This is a genomic window from Corynebacterium nuruki S6-4 (assembly GCF_007970465.1).
GTDB lineage: Bacteria > Actinomycetota > Actinomycetes > Mycobacteriales > Mycobacteriaceae > Corynebacterium > Corynebacterium nuruki.
The window spans coordinates 2,654,519-2,669,348 of record NZ_CP042429.1; the positions used below are offsets into that span (position 1 = coordinate 2,654,519).

The window sequence follows — 14,830 nt, forward strand, 5'->3', positions numbered from 1 at the left end:
CTTACCGGGCATGACCGACTTCCGCTGGCCGCTGCCCACCGCCGACGTGTGGGGGCAGCTGCCCGACGGATCGGAGCTGCGGCTGCGGTCCCCGGTCAACGCGGACATCGCCGGCCTCGTCGCGCACGGGCAGGACGCCGTCTCGCAACGCTGGACCCACATCCCCGACAACTACACCCGCGCGCACGCGGTGGACTTCCTCCGGGCCGTCGCCCACGCCCCCGGCACGATGTTCTGGATCATCGACGATCCGGACCTGCCCGGTGACTTCGGCGGGACCTTCGAGGTCCGGCTCGTCGACCGGTTCGCCGCGACAGTGGAACTCGGCTACGCCTGCGCCCCGCATCTGCGGGGGAGGGGGATCGTCACCGCCGCGGTGCGCACCGTCACCGAGTTCCTCTTCGACTACGGCGTCCACCGGATCCAGATCCGCGCGAACCCGGCGAACGGGGCGTCCTGCCGGGTGGCACTGTCCGCCGGCTACCGGCGGGAGGGCACGGCGCGGGACGCCGAGTTCCTCCACGGTGAGTGGAACGACCTCGACACCTTCTCCCGGCTGGTCACCGACCCGCCGCCGGACGCCGGCTGAGATAGCGCGCGGTGGCGGCGACGGCGGGGTCCCTGTCGTCGCACAGGGTCGCGAGGAGTTCCCGGGCATCGTCCGGCGGGACCTCGCCGAGTGCCTGGACGAGCCGACGCCGCGGGCCCGGGTCGCAGGTCACGGCCAGCCGCTCACGCACCCCGTCCACGGTGCCGGGGAGCCCGCCGAGAATCTCGGCGGCGGTCACGTCCTGCACACCGTCCGTGACCATGGTGAACAGCAGATCGTGGACGCGGTCGTCGACGGCTCCCCGACGGCCGAGGGCGAGGACTGCGGCGGGGTGGGGGAGGAACCGGCGGAGTCCCCCGGTGGCCGCGGGAGTGCCGATGTCCGCCAGCGCCTCGATGATCCGGCGGTCGGTGGTGGCGTCCCCGTCGGCGTGCTCGAGCAGTCCGGCGAGGCAACGGTCCCCGGCCCGGACGACCGCCCAGCGCAGGGGCCCGACGGCATTGGTGTCGTCTTCGGAGAGGTAGGCCTCCACCAGGGCGGGGAGCGGGGCCGGGTTCCGGGTGTCGAGTGCGGCGGCCTGTCGCTGCCGGGGCGTGCCCGTACGCAACGTCGCGAGCAACCGGATGACGGTGAGGGTGTCCGGCCAGTCGGTCGGCATGGAGGTGCCGACGGTCTCGAGCCGGGCCAGGAGCTCTTCTTCCCCACGTATCCGTTCGCGGGTCTCCTCCCGCAGCCGGTCGAGGACCGCGGGTGCGTCGAAGGCGGGGTCGTCGAGCGCGTGCCGGGTCTCCGCGAGGGAGAGACCGAGCGTGCGCAGCGCTTCGATGTCGAACAGCCGGCGCAGATCGGTGGGGGAGTAGTCGCGGTATCCCGCGCCGGTGCGTCCGGTCGGGGAGAGCAGGCCGATACTGTCGTAGTGGCGCAGCATGCGCACGCTGACACCGGAGCGGTCCGAGACATCGCCGATGCGCATGGGGCCGAGCCTACTGACCGGTGCCGGCTGTGGTGGATGTCGTGGCTGCGGCGGCTTCGGCGGCGTCGAATCCGAGAGACGGGTCGTCGAGCAGGAGCAGCGTGGTCAGGGCGTGGGCACGTCCGGGACCGGGACGGGCGGCGACAACCCGGAGAACCGGTTCTGCGGCGTCCCCGAGCTGCAGGAATGCGCGGGTGAGGCTGCGGCGCAGCTCCCGGTCGCCGCGGCCGAGTTCCGGCCTCAGGCGGGCAGCGAGTCCCGTGCGCTCCCCGGGTCCGGCGAGACCGGCGGCGGTACGCCAGGCGGTGCGGGCGACCTCGTCGTCGCCGGCGGTGAGGTGGGCGTCCGTGATGTGCAGGTAGGCCCGCGCATCGTCGATCTTCGACAGCGTGTGGAGCGCCTGGGCGACAGCCTGCGGGGTCGGGGAGTCCAGCTCCGTGAGCAGCAGCGGGAGCGTGGCCCCGACGGGGTGGCGGGTGAGCGCCCAGGTGAGCATGTCACGGACGAAGAAGTCGGGCTCGACGGCGCACTGTGCGATGAGTGCGGGGATGTCGCCGGGCTGCGGGTCCGTACCGGCGGCGAGGGTGGCGCGCAGACGGGTGTCCGCGTCCTCGGCGGTGTATGACCTGGTCAGACGATTGTTGTTCGGGGTGCTGTCCGTGCTCATGACCCCAGTGAAGACCCTGTCACCGTGTCAGGGTCAAGGGGCGCCCGGGATATTTCCCTGCCCCCGACTAGACAGCTTGGTCTATCCGGTGCTAGTGTCGTGGACGTTGATCAAGAAGCTCACTGAGCGATCCACGGTCCCGCCCCGGCGGACACCGCGGAGATCGCCCGGCTCCGGACGGATTCAGTGACTGGCAACCGTGTCGCGTACATCGGTGCCCCCGAGAGAGATCAGCCCCGCGGGTCAACCGTCCGCGAGGAAACTGCGGAAACACCAGGAGCACCATGCGTTCGACGCACTGCACCCTCCATCTCCCGGGCCACAGCGCCCACTACCTCCAGACCCGGCAGATCACCGACTTCGCCCGGAACTTCCCGGACCGCTGCCGACCTGCCGTCCTCACCGATCTCGGCGCGGGCTGGTTCACCGCCGGGATCGCCGACGCGTACGACGGGGCCGACGCAGCCGCGGACGACGGCAGCAGCATCCGGACCGGCTGGAACCACGACCCCGACCTCGTCACCGACATCGCCCGCGACTCGGTGCTCGGCGAGGTCTGGTACGTCCCCGACTTCGCCGCCCTGGTCCGCTGGACCGGCGCGGGGCAGCGCGCCGGCACGGTCCTCGTCCCCGCCTGGGACGAACCCGCCGCGTGCCTGCCGGCACAGCGTCCCGTGATGGTGGGAGGTGCCCGGTAATGACCACCGGAAATCCGGACAACCACAACGCGGACACGGGCATGCGGGACGCGCCGGATGGTGAACCCCCGAAGCTTCCCGCGACACCGTGCCCCTCGAACGCCCCCGGCCACGACATCCACTGGATGTGGGCGTGGAAAGTCGGCTGCCGCTACATCAGGGAGCATCCGGAGGAGTGTGTGCCCGTCCGGGTGAAGAATGTCGGCGACGGATGGTTCGACGTGATCTTCAACGGCTGGACCCGCAGGGCCTGGAACCATGACCCTGCCGGGGTGGCCCACATCGCCGCGACAACTCTGATCCTCTACGTTCCGAAGTACGACATCCTCGGCGGATTCGGTCAGGTCGCCCATGGTGACCGGGCAAGCAGCACCCTGAAGGTCATCCGCCCTGCGTGGGGTGGCGGTGCGCCCTGCCCCCACGGCGTGCCCGACCAGGAAGTGTGGGCCCGGGACTACGGTCACGGTCGGGTGCTCTCCCGGCGGCAGTGGATCCGCGAGTCCGGGGACCTCGGCCCGACATGGCCCTGATGGCCCCGGTGCCCCCGACCCCGGCACCGTAGAAACGGTGCCGGCGACAGCCGCGGAAACCCGGAACCGGGCAGGTCCGTACTGGATCCTGCACCCCACCTGCCATGCAGTAGGCTGGAACACCGTGAGTGACGCGAAGAAGACCCCCCAGAACCAGCAGAAGCCCGCCGCCGACGACCTCCCCGAGCAGCTCAAGGTCCGCCGTGGCAAGCGTGACCGGCTGCTGGCCGAGGGACGGGACCCGTACCCCGTCGAGGTCCCCCGGACCCGCACGCTGGGCGAGATCAAGGCGTCCTACGCGGTCCTCCCCAAGGACGCCGACGAGGCCGCCGCGGTAGAGCGGACCGAGGGCGTCACCTACCTCGCGCCGGGTGACGAGACCACCGACGAGGTGGGGGTCGCCGGCCGCGTCATCTTCGTGCGCAACACCGGCAAGCTCTGCTTCGCCACCCTCCAGGAGGGCGACGGGACCCAGATGCAGGCGATGCTCTCGCTTGCCGAAGTGGGGGAGGACGCCCTGGCAGCCTGGAAGGCCGATGTCGACCTCGGTGACATCGTCTCCGTCCACGGTCGCGTCGTGGCCTCGCGCCGCGGTGAGCTGTCCGTCATGGCGGACTCCTGGGCCATGGCGTCCAAGTCGCTGCGTCCGCTGCCGGTCGCGCACAAGGACATGAGCGAGGACTCGCGGATCCGTCACCGCTACACCGACCTCATCGTCCGGGAGCAGGCCCGCACCAACGCACTGACCCGCATCAAGGTCATGCGCGCCCTGCGCAACGCCCTGGAGCGCCGCGGCTTCCTCGAGATCGAGACCCCCATGCTGCAGACGCTGCACGGCGGCGCCGCGGCACGGCCGTTCGAGACCCACTCCAACGCCCTCGACATCGACCTCTACCTGCGTATCGCCCCCGAGCTGTACCTCAAGCGCGCGGTCGTCGGCGGCATCGAGAAGGTCTTCGAGGTCAACCGCAACTTCCGTAACGAGGGCGTGGACTCCTCCCACTCCCCGGAATTCGCCATGCTGGAGACCTACCAGGCCTACGGCACCTACGACACGGGCGCGAAGCTCATCCACGACATCATCCAGGAGATCGCCGTGGAGGTCTTCGGCTCCACGACGGTCACCCTCGTCGACGGCACCGAGTACGACTTCGGCGGTGAGTGGCGTGTCATGGAGATGTACCCCTCGCTCAACGAGGCGCTCGGCCGCAAGTTCCCGGAGCAGACCATCGTGCCCGAGGTGACCGTGGAGACCTCGGTCGAGGACCTGAAGAAGATCGCCGACCTCATCGGTCTCGCCGTCCCGGAGAAGGGCGGCTGGGGCCACGGCAAGCTCGTCGAGGAGATCTGGGAGTTCCTCTGCGAGGACCAGCTCTACGGACCGGTCTTCGTCCGGGACTTCCCCGTCGAGACCTCCCCGCTGACCCGCCAGCACCGTTCCAAGCCCGGCGTGACCGAGAAGTGGGACCTCTACGTCCGCGGTTTCGAGCTGGCCACCGGCTACTCCGAGCTCGTCGACCCGGTCATCCAGCGCGAGCGCTTCGAGGACCAGGCCCGGCTGGCCGCCGACGGCGATGACGAGGCCATGGTGCTCGACGAGGACTTCCTCGCCGCGATGGAGCAGGGCATGCCCCCGACCTCCGGCAACGGCATGGGCATCGACCGGCTGCTCATGGCCCTCACCGGGCTCGGCATCCGGGAGACCGTGCTGTTCCCGATGGTGAAGCCGGAGCGCTGAGGGTCACTCCTGCACTGTCGGGGCACACCGCCGACGGGGGTGGCGGTGTGGGGTAGGGGATATCTTCGCCGGAAATGTGACGACGGTCATGGACAATGGTTATGATGGAATCATCATTATCCGTCCGTATCTGTCCGAGTACAGCGAAAGGTAGCTGCCCACCATGAGCGACCGAAGCAAGCGGAATGACTCCACCCCCGGCCTGAACACCATCAAGCGTGATGCCACCGGCACGGTCATGCGAGTCCTGTCCCGCTTCACCGGCTCCGATCTCGCCGCGAAGTACGGCCTCAGCGAGAAGGTCGACCGCGTGGCGTACGAGTCCACGAAAACCGGAATGCGCACCCTGGGTGCGCTGAACCGTCAGTTCAAGAAGGTCAAGGGGTCCGGCAAGCCGGTCCGCCTCGAGAACCAGGCCACCGACGGTGCCGAGGGGGACGCCGCGGCCGCCAAGCCCGCCAAGGTGCTGTTCGACCTCACCCCGTCCGAGGACCAGGAGATGCTCGTCTCCGCGGTCCGCGAGTTCGCCGAGGAGCAGCTCCGCCCCGTCGCGCACGACGCCAACGAGGCCGCCGAGACCTCCCAGGAGGTTCTCGACAACGCCGCCGAGCTCGGCATCTCGCTGATCAGCATCCCGGAGGAGTACGAGGGTCTCGCTGCCGAGTCCTCCGCGACCACCGGCGCCCTCGTCGCCGAGGCCCTGGCCTTCGGTGACATGGGCCAGGCCCTCGCGATCCTCGCGCCGGCCGGCGTGGCGAACACCATCACCAACTACGGTGACGACGCCCAGCAGAAGACCTACCTGCCGGAGTTCGCCGGCGGCAACGTCCCGGTCTCCGCGGTCATCGTCTCCGAGGACCGTCCGCTGTTCGACCCGTTCGTGCTGCAGACCACCGCCACCCGCGAGGGTGACAACCTCGTCATCAACGGTGTGAAGACCCAGGTCCCGAACGCCGGCTCCGCCGAGCTGTTCGTCATCGCCGTCGACCTCGACGGTGTGAACACCTTCGTCATCGTCGAGTCCTCCACCGAGGGCGTCGTCGTCGAGGCGGACCCGTCCATGGGTGTCCGCGCCGCCGGCCTGGGCCGCGTCCTGCTCAAGGACGTCAAGGTTCCCGCCACCAACCTGCTCGGTGGCGCCGACGTCGATTCCGAGACCCGTACCGAGTCCTACGCGGAGATCATCCGCCGCGCCCGTCTCGGCTGGGCCGCACTCGCCTGCGGTACCGCCGAGGCCGTGCTCGAGTACGTCAAGCCCTACGTCAAGGAGCGCCAGGCCTTCGGTGAGCCGATCGCCAACCGCCAGGGCGTGGCCTTCATGGTCTCGAACATCCGCATCGAGCTCGACGGTCTGCGTCTGATCACCCTGCGCGGCGTCTCCCGCCTCGACCAGGGCCGGTCCTACAACCGTGAGGCCGGGCTCGCCCGCCGCTTCGCCTCCGAGAAGGGCATGCAGATCGGTTCCGACGGCGTCCAGCTGCTCGGCGGCCACGGCTTCACCAAGGAGCACCCGGTCGAGCGGTGGTACCGCGACCTGCGTGCCATCGGTGTCGCCGAGGGCGTTGTCGTTCTCTAGTCCGCAACCACTCGAAGGAGCATTGACATGATCAACCTCGAACTCCCGAAGAAGCTGCGGGCGACCGCCAACCAGGCGCACCAGGCCGCAGCGGAGATCTTCCGACCCATTTCCCGTAAGTACGATCTCGCCGAGCACGAGCGCCCGGTCGAGCTCGACACGATGGCCGCCCTCGTCGAGGGCATGACCGACGGCGGCGGCGACATGGCCGGCGCGTCCGGCGGCCGCGGCGACAAGAAGAAGAGCGACGGCGGTGTCCGCAACGGCGGCAACATGGCCTCCCTCATCAACGTCATCGAGACCTCCTGGGGCGATGTGGGACTGACCCTGTCCCTGCCGTACCAGGGCCTCGGTAACGCGGCGGTCGCCGCCGTCGCCACCGACGAGCAGCTGAAGGAATTCGGCAAGGTGTGGGCCGCAATGGCCATCACCGAGCCGCAGTTCGGTTCCGACTCGGCCGCCGTCGCCACCACCGCCAAGCTCGACGGTGACGAGTACGTCCTCAACGGCGAGAAGATCTTCGTCACCGCCGGTGAGCGCTGCTCCCACGTCGTCGTGTGGGCCACCCTGGACAAGTCCGCCGGCCGCGCGGCCATCAAGTCCTTCCTGGTCCCGCGCGACACCCCCGGTTTCGACCTCGTCCGCCTGGAGCACAAGCTCGGTATCCGTTCCTCGGACACCGCCCACTTCATCCTGGACAACGTCCGCGTCCCGAAGTCCGCGCTGCTCGGTTCCCCCGAGATCGACACGAAAAAGTCCTTCGGCGGCGCCATGGCGACGTTCGACAACACCCGCCCGCTGGTCGCCGGCTTCGCCCTCGGCGTCTCCCGCGCAGCCCTCGAGAAGCTGCGTGAGATCCTCACCGAGGCCGGCGTGGACATCGACTACGATGCCCCGGCCTGGAACCAGTCCGCCGCCGCCTCCGAGTACGTCCGCCTCGAGGCCGACTGGGAAGCCGCCTACCTGCTGACCCTGAAGGCCGCCTGGATGGCCGACAACAAGCAGCCGAACAACAAGGAAGCCTCCGAGTGCAAGGCGAAGGCCGGCCGCATGGCGACCGAGCTGACCCTGCGGGCCGTCGAGCTCGCCGGCACCTACGGCTACTCCGAGCGTTCCCTGCTGGAGAAGTGGGCCCGCGACTCGAAGATCCTCGACATCTTCGAGGGCACCCAGCAGATCCAGCTGCTGGTCGTCGCCCGTCGCGAGCTCGGCCTGTCCTCCAAGGACCTGAAGTAGCAGGTCAGAGTAGGTAACAGCGGCACCAGGTCACACCGACCCGGTGCCGCCATTCTCGTCTTCGGGAGCCCCGACGACGGGGGCCATCCCGCACACATCCCGCACCAGCGCCTGCGCAGCATCCCGCACCATCTCATCCTCGTCCGGCCACATGTGCGCGTAGGTATCCAGAGTCGTCGCCGCATTCTTGTGCCCCATCATCTTCTGCACCGCCTTCACACCCCGACCCTGACGGATCAGCGATGAGGCATAGACATGCCGCAAGGCGTGGAAGGTCCAGTCGGCATCCTCGCCGAGCAGAGCGCTCATGGCACTGGCGATGTCACCCGAGGACCACAGTCCCCCGGTTCGCCGGAGGAAGATCGGCTCCCGGTCAGCGTCCGTCGGGTGCGACAGCCGGTAGGCGACAAGCCGCTTCATCATCTCCGGGGGCACCGGCACCACTCGCCGGGACGCCGGCGTCTTCGGTGGTCCCCAGTCGGTCGGCTTCCCGGATACCGCTCGCGACCGCTCTACGACATGGACTGTCCGTGCCTTCACGTCGACGTTTCGCCACCGCAGTCCCGCGACTTCACTGGGCCGCAGGCCGGTCGACACTCCCAGGAGGATCATCATCGCCAGGGTGCCACGCCCTGTCTTCTCCGCCCGTGTTACCGCCGCCCCGATCTCCTCGATGGACGGCAGCGTCCGGGGGTCGACCGGCTCCGCCCGGCCCGGGCCTGGGACCTTCGAGCACGGGTTCGTCAGCATCATGCCGTCGGCGACGGCCATGGACAGGCATCCGGACAGCTGGGCCCACCACGACCGACGAGTGTTCACCGACAGGCCGGTGCAGCCGTCCACCCACCGGCGCCCGTCACGCAGTTGGATCTGCCACGCCCTCAGCTGGGAGGGCAGGATCTTGGTGATCGGTGTGGCACCGAGGTCGCCGAGGTTCGCGCCGACGGTGACGCGCACCGCCTTCGTCCCGGGGCTCGTCGCTGCCGCCTCCCACAGTGGCCACACTGCGTCGAGGCGCGGTGCGTTGTCCGCGTCGACCCACTCGGCGCGGCGCAGGAGGCGCGCCTGCTCGTCGTCGTGGGCTTTCGCGTCCTTCTCCCGGGTGAAGGTCTTGGAGTGCTCGCGCCCGGAGGGGTCCCGGTACCGGACGATCCACTTCACTGGCGTCCCCTCCGGGGGCTTCCCCTTCTTCGGTCGTCGTTGGATGCTCACGGTATGATCTCCTTGTCTGTCAATCTCGGTGGACATTCTGGCCCCCGCCACCCTTCCCGGTGACGGGGGCCGCTTTCGTGCGCTTTAGAGGCGCAGGATGATGCTGATGATCGTGAGGGCGGCGATGATGCCGGCGGGGATGGCTGCGATGGTGGCGATGATGCTGAGCAGCATCACGAGCCATCGGGGCGGTGGTGAGTCCATGGCGGTGGGTGGCTTTCGTGCGACTCGGGCTATTTCTGTGCGCCGAACGGGGCGGTGAGCTTCCGCCTGGTCCAGTAGTGGTGGGCGAAAGGCCACACGATCAGGGCGGTTAGCACCAGACCGACCGGTGCTGTCGCGAGCCCGATCAACGCCCAGATGCCGAGGAGGATGAGAAGCACCCACCACAGAGCTTTCAACAGTGAGCTTCCGCGCTTGTCGACCTCGGTGACATCTCCGCCGAAGGTGGAGACGATGTTGCGGCACTGCTGGACGGTGGCGTAGTCGATGCGTGGTGCTCTCACATTGCCCAGAGCCTTACCTGCGACGCCACGGGCATAGCCACGCTGGAACAGGTTTGCCCTGGGGCTGGCGTCGGGGGTGAGGAGGTGCGTCCAGTCGGCCTGAACCGGGGCGACTTCGGGACGCTTGACGGGGGATGTGTAGGGGTTAGCGGGGGCGGAGGATGTCGTGGCGTGCTCCTGGCCCTGTTCGGTTCGGTACGCTTCTGCCTTCCGATGAACTTCGTCGGCCCGGTCCTTGTACTCGGCGTCGGTCATTCCATGTGCCTTGCGCCACTTCGGGTCCCAGTACTCTTCCAGGGGGTTTGTGAATCCGTCGACGGCGGCGAGGTTCGTTGCGGTGATGTCGTCTCCGACCTGGCCCATACCGTCTTCTGCGGTCGGGAGGGCGAGTCGGACGGAGGCGTAGAATTTCTTCTCCCAGTCTGGGCAGGTCCATAGTCTCGCCTCGACTTCGAGTTCGTCGCCTGCGTCGTGGGCGGCGACGGCGAGCCGCCACCAGGCGTCTACGTCTTCGTCGGGAAGGGTTCCCACGGTCGAGAAGTCGACCTGGATAGCGATGGCGCGTGCGTCGCCGTAGTAGTCGGTGACTGGCATGAGGGTCGCGTCTACGGTGAACTCATCGCCCGGGGCGGCGAAGTTGTCTTCCGCGAGTTCGCGGATGGTGTCGAAGTAGCGGGACTCGTGATCGACTTCCTGGTCGAAGATCGGGTCATAGGCCGAGTCGTAGTTTGAGATCTGCATGGCGATCCTTGTCGTGTAGTTCTCGCCAGATGGCGAGTATGTGGGTGGTGACGCCGAGTTCGGCGGCGATGCGTGTGGGGTGTGGTCCGTAGGTGCGTTCCGTGAGCTCGTATGCGTTCGGGTCGATCAGGATGTCGGCGGCGTAGCGGTCGGCTCGTGCCTCTGCCCTGGGGGAGTGTCCGCAATGGTCTCCATGGACGAAGTGGCCGAACTCGTGGGCGAGCGCGCACAGAGTGTCGGCGTCGCCCATCCCGTACTGGAGGGTGATCGTGTCTGGCGGTAGCCACGCGGCTTTCGGTCCTCCTCGGTGCCAGTCGACGTAGAGGCCGTGGGTGACAGCCACGTCGATCAGCGTGTCAGTCGATGGGGTCCTCACCCCGCTCCTCTCTCGCGGCGCCTTCGTTGATGCTGCTGTCCGCGGCGTACGTGCCTGGCTCCCGGTCGAAGTCGCGGACGGTCCCATCATGCTCAGGGGTCGGACGCGGGGGCACCCGGTCGTGCGATTTCTCGGCGCGTCGGGCGGCGAGCTCGTCTCGTCGGTCTGCCAGGGCCTTAGCCGCAGCACCTATCTCGATCCTGTCTGAGAGGGACAGCGAGTCCTCGGCGAGCTGGCGAATGAGCTGCTCCTGGGTGGCGGTGGTGAGCATGGTCCCGTCGCTGTCCACGAAGGAGAACGCGTCTTCGTAGGTGAGGTGACCGAGCTCCACGAGTGCTTCCACGGGGTTGATTCCGAAGTGCCTGGAGACGGTGATGGTGTCGCCTGCGTCGAGTCCGTCGCTCAGGCGTGAGTTCGCAGTGTTCCTCGACACGCTGAGTGCCTCGGCTATGTCGGTGGCGGTCACGCGCCTGCCGAGGCGGGAAGAAAACCATGTCTTGATCTCTGCTGGAGTGGTCATGAACTTCATCATACTGCACAACTTTCTTGTCAGCAAGGCGGCATCTACCTGCACGGTGTCAGAAATGCTCGTCATGGCAAGACATTGAAACTTGTCATTTGTCTTCGAGTGACCTAATCTATTGTCAGTCACCGAGACAGAGAGGACACGGAGACAATGTTTCTTATCAGTCTTGATGAACTCGACCGCGTGAAGCGGGCGAACCACCTGCGATCCGCAGTGGACCTGGCGGCCCGCACTGGGGTTTCCCGAAACACGTGGAACAAGGCGATCAAGACCCGCCGACCCACCCCGCAGGTGCTTGACGCCCTCGCGGAACTGGGCGCCCGCCCGGATCGAGTTCTTGTCAAGAGCACCGAGAGCGACCTTCTGGCCGCCGCTTAGACCCACCCCACACATGAAAGGAGGCCCCGGATGCACCCCGGAGCCAACACCCAGCAGTATACCGCATCCGACTACGACTACGGCCGGTCCGCTGGCCACTACGAGGCCGCGATCCGCGCCGGTGTCATGGCCGTCGAGACTGACGACCCGGCCGTGAAGGAAGCCATGATGCTCCTCCGTGAGGATCTTGTGGCGAGGGCTGAGGCCATCACCGCCGAGATCCGCGACCGCGAGCAGGTGACGGCATGAGCGCGATCACCCCGTTCGACTTCCATGGTCGCCAGGTCCGAGTGCTCACCGCCGAGGATGGCGAGCCACGGTTCGTGCTCAACGACCTCTGCACCGTCCTGAACCTCGGGAGCCCACACAAGGTCGCCGCCCGGATCGACGAGGATGCCCGGACTCAGATTCCGGTCACCGATTCCCTCGGTCGGCAGCAGCAGACCACCGTCGTGGATGAGGCCGGCATGTACGAGGTCATCCTTCGTAGCGACAAGCCGGAGGCCGTGGAGTTCCGCCGCTGGGTCACCCGCGAAGTCCTCCCCGCGATCCGGAAGCACGGCGGGTACCTCACCGAGCAGAAGATCGAGCAGGTCCTCACCGACCCGGACACGATCATCCGCCTCGCCACCGACCTGAAGGACGAACGGGCGCGCCGGGTGCAGGTCGAGCGGAAGAACGTCGCCCTCGACAAGTGGAAGCGAGCGACCGAGGCCGGCGACGGACTGAAGCTCTCCGACTTCCGCGGCAAGTACTTCACCAGCGTCCCGAAGATGGCGTTCTTCCAGCACCTTTATGACAAGCACTGGATGAAGGACGAGCGCGGCTGGCGGAAGCGGGACGACGGGACGGTGAAGGAAGGGCCGAACCACATGGCCCCGCTGCGGAAGGCCAACGGGATCCTCTACCAACACGGTGAGGGGAACTACGGCGGCAAGCAGCGGCTGCAGACCCGCGTGAAGCCGGACGCTGAGATCGCCTTCCGGGACGCGCTGATCAAGGAGGGGCTGACCCCCAATGAGCACAGCACTGGACTGGTGCTGATCACCAACGAAGACCTGAAAGAACTCGGGGCGTAGCCCCACCATGTCCGTGCCCTGGGGAAGGGGCACGGGCCGCGCACCGGTTCGACCGTCGCCGTCGTGGGGCGAGTGCGCACGCGGTTGTCGTGGGATCCGCCGGGAAACCGGCAGGGAACCATGCCTGACCTGGATATTTCGAGAACTCAATAGTGCATAGCGCCGGACAGGTATCTGTCGCACCAGGGCAGCGAGCGTGTCAATCGTCGGAAAAACCTGCGCCGGGAGACCGGGGCGGGGGAGTAGATCGCGATGACCTGTGACCAGTGCGGACGTTGGAACTTGGGTAGCCCCTAGCAGGGTGCCCGGAGGTAGAGAACGGCGCGGATACAAATTTCAGCCCTGCTGTCGAGTAGTCGACCGCCGTCGTCATGGACGGGGCAGGGCACGGGCACCAATCAGGGTGCCAAACACCAAGCATTTACCACAGGAGGTGTCATATGGACGACCGACTCGTCCCTATAGAGATGACGTTGACGGAATGCGCCGCCGTGAACTGGGTCTTGTCCCGGATGAAGGAAAAAATCCTCACCGGTGTCCCCTCCGGCGTTGTCATCGACCAGGCGCTCGACCAGGCAATCGAATCGGCAACTACCCGGAGATCATCTTTGAGATGACGCTCACCCCGTCGGATATGGCCGGCAGGTTGTTCACCATGTAGGGGAAAACGAACAGGCCCATCACTTTCGACCACTCGTCCTTCTTCTCGCTGCGTAGTCCAACTTGCGCGAGCACGCCGATGAGCCGCTCGAGTGCCTTCTCGAAATCGAAGTCGCCGACGATGGCGAAGTCCTCCATGCACCCGCGCAGGTGGGTGATCATCGCCCGGGCAGACCGCTTCACGGAATCAGGTAGTGACTCGTCCTCGTCAAGGGTCTTCTCAACCAAGGTGAGGTACGTGGACAGTGCCTCGAACTTCGCCGGATCGATGCGCTCCACGAAGTCATCCAGCAGGTCGATGAGGTTCTCGAGGTGCCGGATCTGCTCAACGTTGATGCCGCCGCTGCTAGTCCCCTGCCAGCTGTTGGGGAAGTTGAACACCGTCCGCGTCCATAGAGGGAAGTAGGTCCGGTAGTTCTTCACCCGCTTTCCGGCTGCTTCTGCGACGTCTAGAAGCTCGTCGATGCTGTCAAGGTACCGAACAGCCCGCCGGTGAGCGGGAAGCAAGGCTGCGTCATTACGGGCCGCCTGGGCGGACTGCTTGTCGTTGTTCCAGGAGACGAAGAGATCGTGAAGGAGTTCAGCGGGGTTTGCCATGGAACTCATTCAACCATGACCAACATGTCCTACTGCCGGGCTAGGTCCGGTTCCGGTTCGTGACCGGGGTAGGGCACCAGGGGTCCGGTCGTGATGGTCACGGACCCCTGGGGTGGGTGTGTACGAGGTCCTGACTCGACTCTCCCTCTGAAGCGGCCCCCAGGACGCCTTTCTGCTTTCTGGCTGAGGGGTCTGCTGCATCCACCCCTACACCGCCCGACCACAGGAGTCCCCGCGAGTTCCGACACCGATTTTTGGTGGATAGGTTGTAACGCCTCGCAGGGGAGCCGGTTCGATGCCGGCGTCGGGCACCAGGGGTCGGGGTTCTCACCCCGATTGCGGGCAACAGATATTCGCCCCCGACCCCACCCAAACCACACAACGACCAGGAGGTCACCATGCCGAAAACACCGCCGAAGCTCACCCCGGAGCAGCGCGACGCCGCGCTTGAGAGGGCAGCAAAGGTCCGCAAGGCCCGTGCCTACATGAAGGAGCAGCTCTCCGCCGGGAACTTAACCCTCGCCGATGTCTTCCACCTCGCTGATGAGGGGTCGAAGGCCGCGACGATGACGAAGGTCAAGGCAGTCCTTATGGCCCTGCCGAAGGTCGGGAACGTCACCGCGAATGCCGTGATGGAGGAGTTGCGGATCCCTGCGAACCGGCGTGTCGGCGGGCTTGGTGTCCGCCAGCGGGCCGCGCTCATCGACCGGTTCGCCTGACACATGACGACGCCCCGGAGAACTACCAATCCGACCGGGGCGCCTGACCCAACCACGAAAGGAGAGGC

General features: G+C 67.0%; 18 protein-coding genes and 1 riboswitch. Of the genes, 11 read left to right on the top strand and 7 right to left on the bottom strand.

All coding sequences use genetic code 11. The features are described 5' to 3' along the window. Positions 1 to 10 precede the first annotated feature (10 nt). Positions 11 to 589, top strand: coding sequence for a GNAT family N-acetyltransferase (locus FSW06_RS11870; RefSeq protein WP_010120221.1), 579 nt, complete (start codon positions 11 to 13; stop codon positions 587 to 589). Here FSW06_RS11870 and FSW06_RS11875 read toward each other — a convergent pair. Together FSW06_RS11875 and FSW06_RS11880 are read right to left on the bottom strand one after the other, a co-directional pair. Then, positions 561 to 1,523, bottom strand: coding sequence for a MerR family transcriptional regulator (locus FSW06_RS11875; RefSeq protein WP_010120220.1), 963 nt, complete (start codon positions 1,521 to 1,523; stop codon positions 561 to 563). The two genes, FSW06_RS11870 and FSW06_RS11875, sit on opposite strands and share 29 nt — an antisense overlap. 10 nt (positions 1,524 to 1,533) lie before the next feature. Then, positions 1,534 to 2,190, bottom strand: a complete 657-nt coding sequence (locus FSW06_RS11880) for a HEAT repeat domain-containing protein (protein ID WP_010120219.1) — start codon at positions 2,188 to 2,190, stop codon at positions 1,534 to 1,536. A gap of 108 nt (positions 2,191 to 2,298) precedes the next feature. Next, a riboswitch (SAM riboswitch) is annotated at positions 2,299 to 2,461 on the top strand. 13 nt (positions 2,462 to 2,474) lie between these two features. On the opposite strand from FSW06_RS11880, the gene FSW06_RS11885 reads away from it, so the two are divergent. The 5 genes from FSW06_RS11885 to FSW06_RS11905 all read left to right on the top strand — a co-directional run bounded on the left by FSW06_RS11885 (position 2,475) and on the right by FSW06_RS11905 (position 7,968). Continuing rightward, positions 2,475 to 2,888, top strand: a complete 414-nt coding sequence (locus tag FSW06_RS11885) for a hypothetical protein (protein WP_010120218.1) — start codon at positions 2,475 to 2,477, stop codon at positions 2,886 to 2,888. Next, positions 2,888 to 3,418: a hypothetical protein gene (locus tag FSW06_RS11890; protein WP_010120217.1), complete on the top strand. Its 531-nt coding sequence runs from the start codon at positions 2,888 to 2,890 to the stop codon at positions 3,416 to 3,418. The genes FSW06_RS11885 and FSW06_RS11890 overlap by 1 nt, the downstream gene beginning before the upstream one ends. A 124-nt stretch (positions 3,419 to 3,542) precedes the next feature. Then, entirely contained in the window at positions 3,543 to 5,156 is a 1,614-nt protein-coding gene (lysS, locus tag FSW06_RS11895) for a lysine--tRNA ligase (RefSeq protein ID WP_010120215.1), read from the top strand. A gap of 163 nt (positions 5,157 to 5,319) precedes the next feature. After that, the gene (locus FSW06_RS11900; protein ID WP_010120214.1) at positions 5,320 to 6,732 is read left to right on the top strand and encodes an acyl-CoA dehydrogenase family protein; all 1,413 of its coding nucleotides are present in this window, start codon (positions 5,320 to 5,322) and stop codon (positions 6,730 to 6,732) included. 27 nt (positions 6,733 to 6,759) lie between these two features. Then, positions 6,760 to 7,968, top strand: a complete 1,209-nt coding sequence (locus tag FSW06_RS11905) for an acyl-CoA dehydrogenase family protein (protein ID WP_010120212.1) — start codon at positions 6,760 to 6,762, stop codon at positions 7,966 to 7,968. 30 nt (positions 7,969 to 7,998) lie between these two features. Here the strand turns inward: FSW06_RS11905 and FSW06_RS11910 are convergent, their stop codons facing one another. The 4 genes from FSW06_RS11910 to FSW06_RS11925 form a co-directional block, all read right to left on the bottom strand. Then, complete coding sequence (locus FSW06_RS11910) at positions 7,999 to 9,180, bottom strand: tyrosine-type recombinase/integrase (RefSeq protein WP_158005213.1); 1,182 nt, start codon at positions 9,178 to 9,180, stop codon at positions 7,999 to 8,001. A 233-nt stretch (positions 9,181 to 9,413) separates the two neighbouring features. After that, positions 9,414 to 10,427, bottom strand: a complete 1,014-nt coding sequence (locus FSW06_RS11915; protein WP_010120208.1) for a DUF3329 domain-containing protein — start codon at positions 10,425 to 10,427, stop codon at positions 9,414 to 9,416. After that, positions 10,396 to 10,770, bottom strand: a complete 375-nt coding sequence (locus tag FSW06_RS11920) for an ImmA/IrrE family metallo-endopeptidase (protein WP_238525950.1) — start codon at positions 10,768 to 10,770, stop codon at positions 10,396 to 10,398. Before FSW06_RS11920 ends, FSW06_RS11915 begins: the two co-directional genes overlap by 32 nt. Positions 10,771 to 10,783: 13 nt before the next feature. Next, positions 10,784 to 11,323, bottom strand: a complete 540-nt coding sequence (locus tag FSW06_RS11925; protein ID WP_040430101.1) for a hypothetical protein — start codon at positions 11,321 to 11,323, stop codon at positions 10,784 to 10,786. Between the two features lie 156 nt (positions 11,324 to 11,479). Here FSW06_RS11925 and FSW06_RS11930 point away from each other — a divergent pair, with 156 nt between their 5' ends. From FSW06_RS11930 to FSW06_RS14580, 4 genes are all read left to right on the top strand, one after another. Further along, entirely contained in the window at positions 11,480 to 11,707 is a 228-nt protein-coding gene (locus FSW06_RS11930) for a transcriptional regulator (protein ID WP_010120204.1), read from the top strand. Between the two features lie 30 nt (positions 11,708 to 11,737). Beyond that, the gene (locus FSW06_RS11935; protein WP_010120202.1) at positions 11,738 to 11,956 is read left to right on the top strand and encodes a hypothetical protein; all 219 of its coding nucleotides are present in this window, start codon (positions 11,738 to 11,740) and stop codon (positions 11,954 to 11,956) included. Beyond that, positions 11,953 to 12,786 carry a BRO-N domain-containing protein gene (locus tag FSW06_RS11940; RefSeq protein WP_010120201.1) on the top strand — a complete coding sequence of 278 codons (834 nt, stop codon included), beginning with the start codon at positions 11,953 to 11,955 and terminating at the stop codon, positions 12,784 to 12,786. Before FSW06_RS11935 ends, FSW06_RS11940 begins: the two co-directional genes overlap by 4 nt. Before the next feature lie 440 nt (positions 12,787 to 13,226). After that, positions 13,227 to 13,403, top strand: coding sequence for a hypothetical protein (locus FSW06_RS14580; protein WP_170233728.1), 177 nt, complete (start codon positions 13,227 to 13,229; stop codon positions 13,401 to 13,403). Here FSW06_RS14580 and FSW06_RS11945 read toward each other — a convergent pair. Then, entirely contained in the window at positions 13,378 to 13,869 is a 492-nt protein-coding gene (locus FSW06_RS11945) for a hypothetical protein (RefSeq protein ID WP_139024455.1), read from the bottom strand. The two genes, FSW06_RS14580 and FSW06_RS11945, sit on opposite strands and share 26 nt — an antisense overlap. 572 nt (positions 13,870 to 14,441) lie before the next feature. On the opposite strand from FSW06_RS11945, the gene mihF reads away from it, so the two are divergent. Next, positions 14,442 to 14,762, top strand: coding sequence for an integration host factor, actinobacterial type (gene mihF / locus FSW06_RS11950; protein ID WP_010120199.1), 321 nt, complete (start codon positions 14,442 to 14,444; stop codon positions 14,760 to 14,762). The last annotated feature ends 68 nt before the right edge of the window (positions 14,763 to 14,830 follow it).

Bases quoted from the DNA above. Each gene is read 5' to 3' on its own strand.
- FSW06_RS11870 (WP_010120221.1), top strand. From the start codon at position 11: ATGACCGACTTCCGCTGGCCGCTGCCCACCGCCGACGTGTGGGGGCAG.
- FSW06_RS11875 (WP_010120220.1), bottom strand. From the start codon at position 1,523: ATGCGCATCGGCGATGTCTCGGACCGCTCCGGTGTCAGCGTGCGCATG.
- FSW06_RS11880 (WP_010120219.1), bottom strand. From the start codon at position 2,190: ATGAGCACGGACAGCACCCCGAACAACAATCGTCTGACCAGGTCATAC.
- FSW06_RS11885 (WP_010120218.1), top strand. From the start codon at position 2,475: ATGCGTTCGACGCACTGCACCCTCCATCTCCCGGGCCACAGCGCCCAC.
- FSW06_RS11890 (WP_010120217.1), top strand. From the start codon at position 2,888: ATGACCACCGGAAATCCGGACAACCACAACGCGGACACGGGCATGCGG.
- FSW06_RS11900 (WP_010120214.1), top strand. From the start codon at position 5,320: ATGAGCGACCGAAGCAAGCGGAATGACTCCACCCCCGGCCTGAACACC.
- FSW06_RS11905 (WP_010120212.1), top strand. From the start codon at position 6,760: ATGATCAACCTCGAACTCCCGAAGAAGCTGCGGGCGACCGCCAACCAG.
- FSW06_RS11915 (WP_010120208.1), bottom strand. From the start codon at position 10,427: ATGCAGATCTCAAACTACGACTCGGCCTATGACCCGATCTTCGACCAG.
- FSW06_RS11925 (WP_040430101.1), bottom strand. From the start codon at position 11,323: ATGACCACTCCAGCAGAGATCAAGACATGGTTTTCTTCCCGCCTCGGC.
- FSW06_RS11930 (WP_010120204.1), top strand. From the start codon at position 11,480: ATGTTTCTTATCAGTCTTGATGAACTCGACCGCGTGAAGCGGGCGAAC.
- FSW06_RS11935 (WP_010120202.1), top strand. From the start codon at position 11,738: ATGCACCCCGGAGCCAACACCCAGCAGTATACCGCATCCGACTACGAC.
- FSW06_RS11940 (WP_010120201.1), top strand. From the start codon at position 11,953: ATGAGCGCGATCACCCCGTTCGACTTCCATGGTCGCCAGGTCCGAGTG.
- FSW06_RS14580 (WP_170233728.1), top strand. From the start codon at position 13,227: ATGGACGACCGACTCGTCCCTATAGAGATGACGTTGACGGAATGCGCC.
- mihF (WP_010120199.1), top strand. From the start codon at position 14,442: ATGCCGAAAACACCGCCGAAGCTCACCCCGGAGCAGCGCGACGCCGCG.